Here is a 7,140-nt window from a genome sequence, read left to right as displayed (position 1 = left end):
GGGTTACTTATTGGGGGTTTGTATATTTTACTCACACCAAGCATTAATAATTTTGGGTACCCTTCAATAATGAGTTTGATGATTTCGGCTCTCTTGGTAATAATTCCATTTGAACTGGGGTACCTGCTTTATGCAGCCAAAAGCAGTGGTAACCGCACAATCAGAGGTATTCTGGTTAATAAGGTAATTGGAGTAAAAAAATTTATCGGATTTATAATCGGAGGAATTGTTCTGAGTTTTTTAATTGTCGGTCTCATGCAGTTTGTAGATGATTCGATTAAAAAAAATGTTTTTGATTGGCTTCCTAATTGGTACATGTACGATGAGGAATTCAAAAATGGTTATACCAAACAAGCACTGATGGTTACAGGAATATTAAGAATTTTTTTTGATGGACTAATTTTACCATACATTGAGGAAATTTATTTTAGAGGATACTTATTACCAAGAATAAAAGTAAAAGGGATTGTTACTCCAATTTTGGCCACAGTATTATTTGCAATATACCACTTTTGGCAACCTTGGAATTATCCAAGTTTGCTCATAATCTCGGCAATTCTTGTTTTTCCCGCATGGTACTTCAAGAATTATAAAATTAGTCTTTACATTCATGTAATAATTAATTTCTTGGGAGCAATCTTGTTTTATTTGATGATTATGCAATAAGAATGGGTACTGCCACTAACATCATATAAAAGCCATTAAAATGGCATTTATACCAACCGTTAGAAGCAATCAATTCATAAAAAACCAAAATATCATAACATGAAAAATATCATATTTGGTGTACTCATAGCCACCTCGGTACTCATAACTTTCGGATTTGTTTATGAAGAAAATGAATCAAGTGATACACCAGATAAACAGTGGGTCATTGCACCACGTTTTTATACTCTACAAGATGGAGTTTCTAAGGAGGAAGCTCGTGAATGGTTGGAAAATGAATACCTTCTTCTATACAGAGAATTTCCTGGTTTTAATTGCCAAGTTGGAGAACCGGTGAGTTCAGGTGGTTGGGGAACAAAAGATAATAAGGCTAAAGACAAAGGAGACTTTGTTATGGTCTATTTCTTTGACTCAAAAGAAACAAGAGATTATTACTTTCCTGAAGATGGTAGTTGGAGTGAAGCAATAGTTAACGGGATTGCAAAACATCAATCTACATTTGATCAATTATTTGGCAAATATTTCATACAAGATAAATATCAAAACGAAGAATACATGATGTTTGCATCGTCAAAATAAAAAAGCTTCTAACACTATGTAAAAATGCATTAAAACGCATTTTACATTGAACGTTAAGTGTTATCTAAAATGAAAACTATATTGACAGTATCTTTATTAATTGGATTTTTCCTGTGTGGATGTGATTCTGAAAACATTGAAATTGAGGAAGGTTATAAAAAAGTTAATGGAGTAAATCATTTTTATAAAATTGTAGGCAATGGCGAACCATTTATTTTGTTGCATGGAGGACCTGGAATGTACCATGATGAATTATTTCCATTTTTTCTTGATTTTGCGAAGTCCAATAAGGTGATTTTTTACGACCAACGGGGAAACGGAAAATCCACCTTGGAAAAAATTGACAGTACAACTTTTACTGTTGAATTAATGATTGAGGATTTGGAAGAATTACGTAAAGAATTTAGAATTGATAAGCTAAACATAATAGGTCACTCTTGGGGAGGTTTACTAGCGATGTATTATGCAGTGAAATATCCTGACAATGTTAAGCGATTGATCCTTATTGATGCAGCACCAGTAAATACTGACTTGTTGATAAAATGTTATGAAAAACAGATATCAATGTTTAAACCAGAAGAATGGGAATATTTACAAAAACTGTGGAACAGTGAAGATTATCTTGCTGGTAATCCTAACGTTCATAATGAAGCAATGAGAATATCAGAAGGAACTATTTTTTCCAATAAGGATGTGATCGATGATTATATGAAAGTCGCGGCCTTTAATGAAACAACAGCTAAAAACTCAGTTGCCCTAAATTATTTGGCTACACAGATGAAATTAAACATACATGTTCAAGATAGCCTTTCAAACATTAATTGCCCAACTTTAATTATAAATGGTAAAGATGATTTTATTGTTGAAGAAGCTTATAGATTAACAAATCAATTAATATATAATTCAGAAATTGTATTAATAGAAGGAGCAGGACATTATCCCTATATTGAAAACAAAGAGGATTTTTTTAATGAATTAAACAATTTTATAAAAAAGACAACACCTAACAATGTATCCTATGAAAAGCCCTAGTCCAGTGAGTAGCAGTTAATTCTAAGTTTGTAACCCTCTACAACCTTTGTGTAATTGATTATAAAATTTTTTCGCCTATCGCCCACTTTTCATATACTTACCGTTGTAGCCAATTTTTAAAAAATCACGTTATAGATGAAACAATCAATAATACATATAGCTTCGATAATAAAAGATTACGATAAAACTATAGAGGTTCAAGTCAGAAAAATTAGCAGTTAAAATTTAGAAATGTCTATAATATAATTTTTAAAGATTTATAAAATTGGAACATTTAACAAAAGGAAAATATTTTGGTGATATCAAAAATGTAATTCAAATTGATAATTTGATTTTAACAGAAACAGAGTTTACTGGGAGCCATGTTGATTGGCATTGTCATGAAAATATGCATTTTAGCTATTCTTTGATTGGAAATAGCTGCCAAATTAGCAAAAAAGAAAAACAAATTATTTCTAACGGAACTTTAATTTATCATAATTCTGAAGATTCACATTTTAACACTAAACATTCAAAATATTCTAAAAACTTCTATATTGAAATTGAAGATGTGTGGTTTAGAAACTTATATTTTCAACATAACCTTCCAAAAGGAGTCATTAATTTAAAAAGTCCTAGGATAAAAACTGCAATTGAACAAATTTATTTAGAAACTAAAATTAATGATAGTACGAGTAAAATTGCAATTGAAAGTATACTTATTAACACCTTTCATCTTTTGCAAGAAACTAGTGATATTGAAAAATCAATTAAACCAAAATGGGTTAGTATTGTGAAAGAAATAATACATGAATATCCTAATAATAACTTTTCGCTAAATGAACTATCTAAGAAAGCTGAAATACATCCAGTTCATTTATCAAGAGAGTTTTTAAAATATTTTGGACAATCGTTAAGTCAATACATTAGAACTATTAAAGTTCATAAAGCTGCCTCATTGTTAAAGAATAAAGATTTGTCATTGATGGATATTTGTTTTTACTCTGGTTTCTCTGACCAAAGTCATATGTCAAAATGCTTTAAAAATACTTTTAACATAACTCCGTTTCAATATAGAAAAGTCACTGTTTTATAGTTGAATGTTAATTCTATCCTATTTTGATTTATGTATATACATTATCATTGTAATTAATCTCACATTGAATGAAAATTTATAATTATTTTACTTTACTATCTTATTTTTTGTTAATCTTTATATCTAAGGTTGCTCACGGTCAGGAAATTTCACAAAATCGAATAGATTCTATCTTCACACAATTTTCTAAAGTTACTCCTGGGATTTCTATTTCTTTGATTGAAGGAAATAAAAGTGTTTTAAGAAAATCTTATGGAAATGCAAATTTAGAATATAATATCCCTGTTGATCCTAAAACAGTATTCCACATTGCGTCAGACTCGAAGCGATTTACGGCACTAGCAATTTTATTGCTAGAAGAGCAAGGTGAGTTAAAGTTATCTGATAGTATCCAAAAATATTTAACGAGCTTTCCTGATTTTGGACATGAAATTACAATAGAACATTTATTGCAGCATACCAGTGGTTTAAGAGACCAGTGGCAATTATTAGGAATGGCAGGTTGGAGGATGGAGGATATCGTTACACAAGAACAAATCTTAAAAGTTTTATATAAGCAACGTGAATTAAATTTTTTACCAAAAAGCGAGTTTGTTTACTGTAATTCAGGCTATACATTACTAGCCGAAATAGTACAAGTTGTTTCTGGTCAATCATTTGAAGATTTCACTAGGAAGAATATTTTTGAACCACTCGGAATGTATAATACCCATTTTCATGCTAATCATAAACAAATTGTAAAGAATAGAGCATATTCTTACAGTAAAGTAAATGATTCAATATTTCAAAAAGAGATATTAAATTTTGCAAATACTGGTGCAACTGGCCTATTTACTAATGTAGAGGATATAGAAAAATGGATAATTAATGTAATGAACGCAAAACCAATTGTAGGTTCTACTGCCATATACAAAAAGATGCAAGAACAGCTTGTTTTAAACAATGGAGAGGAAATGATGTATGGCATGGGAGAAATGGTTTTCAATATTGGCAAAAAAAAATTAATCGGACATGGGGGAAACGATGCCGGCTTTAATTCATTCATCGGATACTACCCAGAATATAATGTCGGCGTAATTGCATTATGTAATTGGCGTGAAGTGGCATCTGGTAATTTAATTATAGAATTGGCGGGAGAATATTTAAAAGATAAAACCTTACAAAAAAAAGAGGATTTTAATAAACCTAAAAAAGAGGTTGAAGAGAAAAAAAGAAAGTTTATAAAACCAAATAAACAGCATCTAGAGCAACAAGTAGGCATTTATGAAACTGTATGGGGAAATGTATATGTGAAAAATGTAGATGGTGAATTGTACTTTAAAAATGTAGGTGATAATGAGTCCTTTATGTTATTTAATTCCGAAAACAGAGAATGTTATTTTAACAAAGATAATGAGCATGTTTTAATTTTTTCTAATGAAAATAATGGTTTGTTTAATAAACTAAAAATTACTGGGCCAAATAACACTAATTTTTCTGCACAAAGAATTCACCTTGCAGAATACACAATAACCGATTTAAAAGAGTTTACCGGTGTTTATAGAAGCGATGAACTCGATACAGAATATGAAATAACTCTACAAAGCGACTCCTTAGTGGCGATACATTCTAGGCATAGTGATATACCTCTTAAAGTGAAAAGTAGAGATAGGTTTTCCGGGGATTTATGGTATTTCGACTTACTCGAGTTTACTAGAGATTCGCAAAATAGAATTAATGGAGTTTTGATTTCAGGTGGTAGAGGAAGAGCAAAAAATGTTCGTTTTAATAAAAGATAAATATTATGAAAAAAGTTAACATTTTGGTATTAATAGTTTATTTATTTTCATTTACGAACCTTTTCGGTCAAGATGAGAAACAAACCTATAATATCAAATTTATTAAATCCTCAATTGGTGTTAAAGCAAATATTAAAGCCAATATAACAATGCTGAATGATACATTATACATAGGCGAATATGGCGCTTGGCATGAAAAAGAAGGATGGGCAAGTTATATTTCTGATATTGAAGTTAGAAATAAAAATAATGAAGAGTTAGAACTAAAAAAAGTTGACCGTCTTAAATGGTTGGTTGAAGGTGATATTATCGATAGGGAATTATTTATAGAATATATAGTGTCATTTCCTTATGCATTACCTGATTTTAATTGGCCATCAGGGCCGAGATCTACTGCCTCTTTCTACGATGGAAAAGGAATGGTTATTCAAGGTGAATCGTTATTTATTTATAATTCTTTAAAATCTAAAACCTATGTGAATTTCACGCTACCTATAGATTGGAAAGTTTCTACGCCTTGGAATGTAGTATCTAACAATCACGAATATGGTAATCAGTCTCTAGAATTTTTATCAAAAAATGTAATAGTAGTTGGTAATTATAAAGAAATATTGATAGAAGAATCAGGCTTTAGTTCAAAATTAGTCCTATTAGGTTATAAAAACCCTAATTTAGAGATTATAGAGCCTATTTATAGAAAGATACTCAAACACCATATAAAGGTTGTTAACAATAAAGAAAAAGGTAAATACCTTATGGTTTGGTTTCCCGATGGAGAATGGCAAACAGGGGAAGGTTATTTAGGTTCATATGTGGTTATAAAACCACAGCCACCTTCTGTAAATCATATCCCTTTTTGGGCAAACACAATGTCTCATGAGATATTTCATTATTGGTTAGGTGGCAAAATAGATGCTAAAGATTGGGCATCGTCCCAATGGTTTTCTGAAGGAACTACAGAGCTATTCGCAAACCTCTCATTAATTAGAAATAGTATAATAACTGAGCAACAATTTTTTAATCTTCTACAAAAACACCTTGTTCTGTATCAGAGTTTTAGATATAAATGGGGAACACCTTATGAAGAAATATCCTTAATAGAAGCTGGTTCAAATAAAAGCGAATATAATGCAGCTATTTATGATGCTGGAACTGTCACAGCTTTGTGCATGGATATTGAAATAAGAACCCAAACAAATAACGCTAAAAGTATGGAAGATGTATTGAAAATTCTGTATGCTAAAAGTAAAAGCGAAAAATATACTATCGAACATGTTATTGAAATTTGCAGTTCTTTAACTGGTAATGACTGGACAAGTTTTTACAATAAGTATATAAACGGTATAGAGTTTCTTCCTTTATCAGAATCTTTTAAAAAAGCTGGCCTAAATTTAATTATATCTCAAGCTGGTGTGCATATAAAAAACGATGAGAATGCAAAAGGGCTTGAATTAAGTATTAAAAATTCAATCTTTGGTAAACATTAGCAAAAATGTTTTAAAAAATCATGAGTAATTAAATTTTAGATGAAATAATTTCTGCATTTTCTCAAATAACTCTACTTACATTAATCAGGAAAAATTCAAATCCAATGTTCAACCTTATTTTGTGATTTTGGAATATAACGGAAATCTTATCTCGAAAGGATTGGGTTATTCAGAGGCAAAAGCTAGTTTGGAAGCTGAATTATTGAAAAACAAATAAAAACTGGCCACAACAACGTGTATAATTAATTGCTTGTTCTGTGTGTACTCGGAAAATCCTACGGATTTTCCTCTGGTTCGTTTTCCTTTTGCTATTTTAGTTGCGTAACCAACGCAACTAACCATACACATCAACGTTATGCCTTATTGAAAAAACGATATGCTCAATAATTTTTAATGAAATCGACCTACACGCGAATAATTTTTGAATACCAGAAAAACTTATACAAATTCTTGAATTTCTGGGTTGACAAGAAGGAAGATGACAATTCATTTTATTTTCATTTTTATAATGACGTAAATAACA

6 protein-coding genes are annotated in these 7,140 nt (G+C 30.4%); all 6 read left to right on the top strand.

The genetic code is table 11. From position 1 onward, the window contains the following. The coding region (locus tag Q0X66_RS15420; RefSeq protein WP_297707932.1) for a CPBP family intramembrane glutamic endopeptidase at nucleotides 1-666 on the top strand (666 nt) is incomplete at its 5' end. 99 nt (nucleotides 667-765) lie between these two features. Continuing rightward, a complete protein-coding gene (locus Q0X66_RS15415; protein ID WP_297707930.1) occupies nucleotides 766-1,245 on the top strand; it encodes a hypothetical protein in 480 nt (159 codons plus the stop codon). A gap of 69 nt (nucleotides 1,246-1,314) precedes the next feature. Then, entirely contained in the window at nucleotides 1,315-2,277 is a 963-nt protein-coding gene (locus Q0X66_RS15410) for an alpha/beta fold hydrolase (protein WP_297707928.1), read from the top strand. A 265-nt stretch (nucleotides 2,278-2,542) separates the two neighbouring features. Further along, nucleotides 2,543-3,352, top strand: a complete 810-nt coding sequence (locus tag Q0X66_RS15405; protein ID WP_297707926.1) for an AraC family transcriptional regulator — start codon at nucleotides 2,543-2,545, stop codon at nucleotides 3,350-3,352. A 68-nt stretch (nucleotides 3,353-3,420) separates the two neighbouring features. Further along, the gene (locus Q0X66_RS15400) at nucleotides 3,421-5,130 is read left to right on the top strand and encodes a serine hydrolase (protein ID WP_297707924.1); all 1,710 of its coding nucleotides are present in this window, start codon (nucleotides 3,421-3,423) and stop codon (nucleotides 5,128-5,130) included. Between the two features lie 5 nt (nucleotides 5,131-5,135). After that, the gene (locus tag Q0X66_RS15395; RefSeq protein ID WP_297707922.1) at nucleotides 5,136-6,617 is read left to right on the top strand and encodes a hypothetical protein; all 1,482 of its coding nucleotides are present in this window, start codon (nucleotides 5,136-5,138) and stop codon (nucleotides 6,615-6,617) included. Nucleotides 6,618-7,140 lie beyond the last annotated feature (523 nt).

The organism is uncultured Eudoraea sp., from assembly GCF_947260015.1.
GTDB lineage: Bacteria > Bacteroidota > Bacteroidia > Flavobacteriales > Flavobacteriaceae > Eudoraea.
Note: the sequence above shows the minus strand (reverse complement) of the source record. Positions and strands in the feature narration are given on the sequence as shown.

Excerpts from the sequence above, each read along its gene's own strand:
- Q0X66_RS15410 (WP_297707928.1), top strand. The coding sequence starts at position 1,315 with ATGAAAACTATATTGACAGTATCTTTATTAATTGGATTTTTCCTGTGT.
- Q0X66_RS15395 (WP_297707922.1), top strand. The coding sequence starts at position 5,136 with ATGAAAAAAGTTAACATTTTGGTATTAATAGTTTATTTATTTTCATTT.
- Q0X66_RS15415 (WP_297707930.1), top strand. The coding sequence starts at position 766 with ATGAAAAATATCATATTTGGTGTACTCATAGCCACCTCGGTACTCATA.
- Q0X66_RS15400 (WP_297707924.1), top strand. The coding sequence starts at position 3,421 with ATGAAAATTTATAATTATTTTACTTTACTATCTTATTTTTTGTTAATC.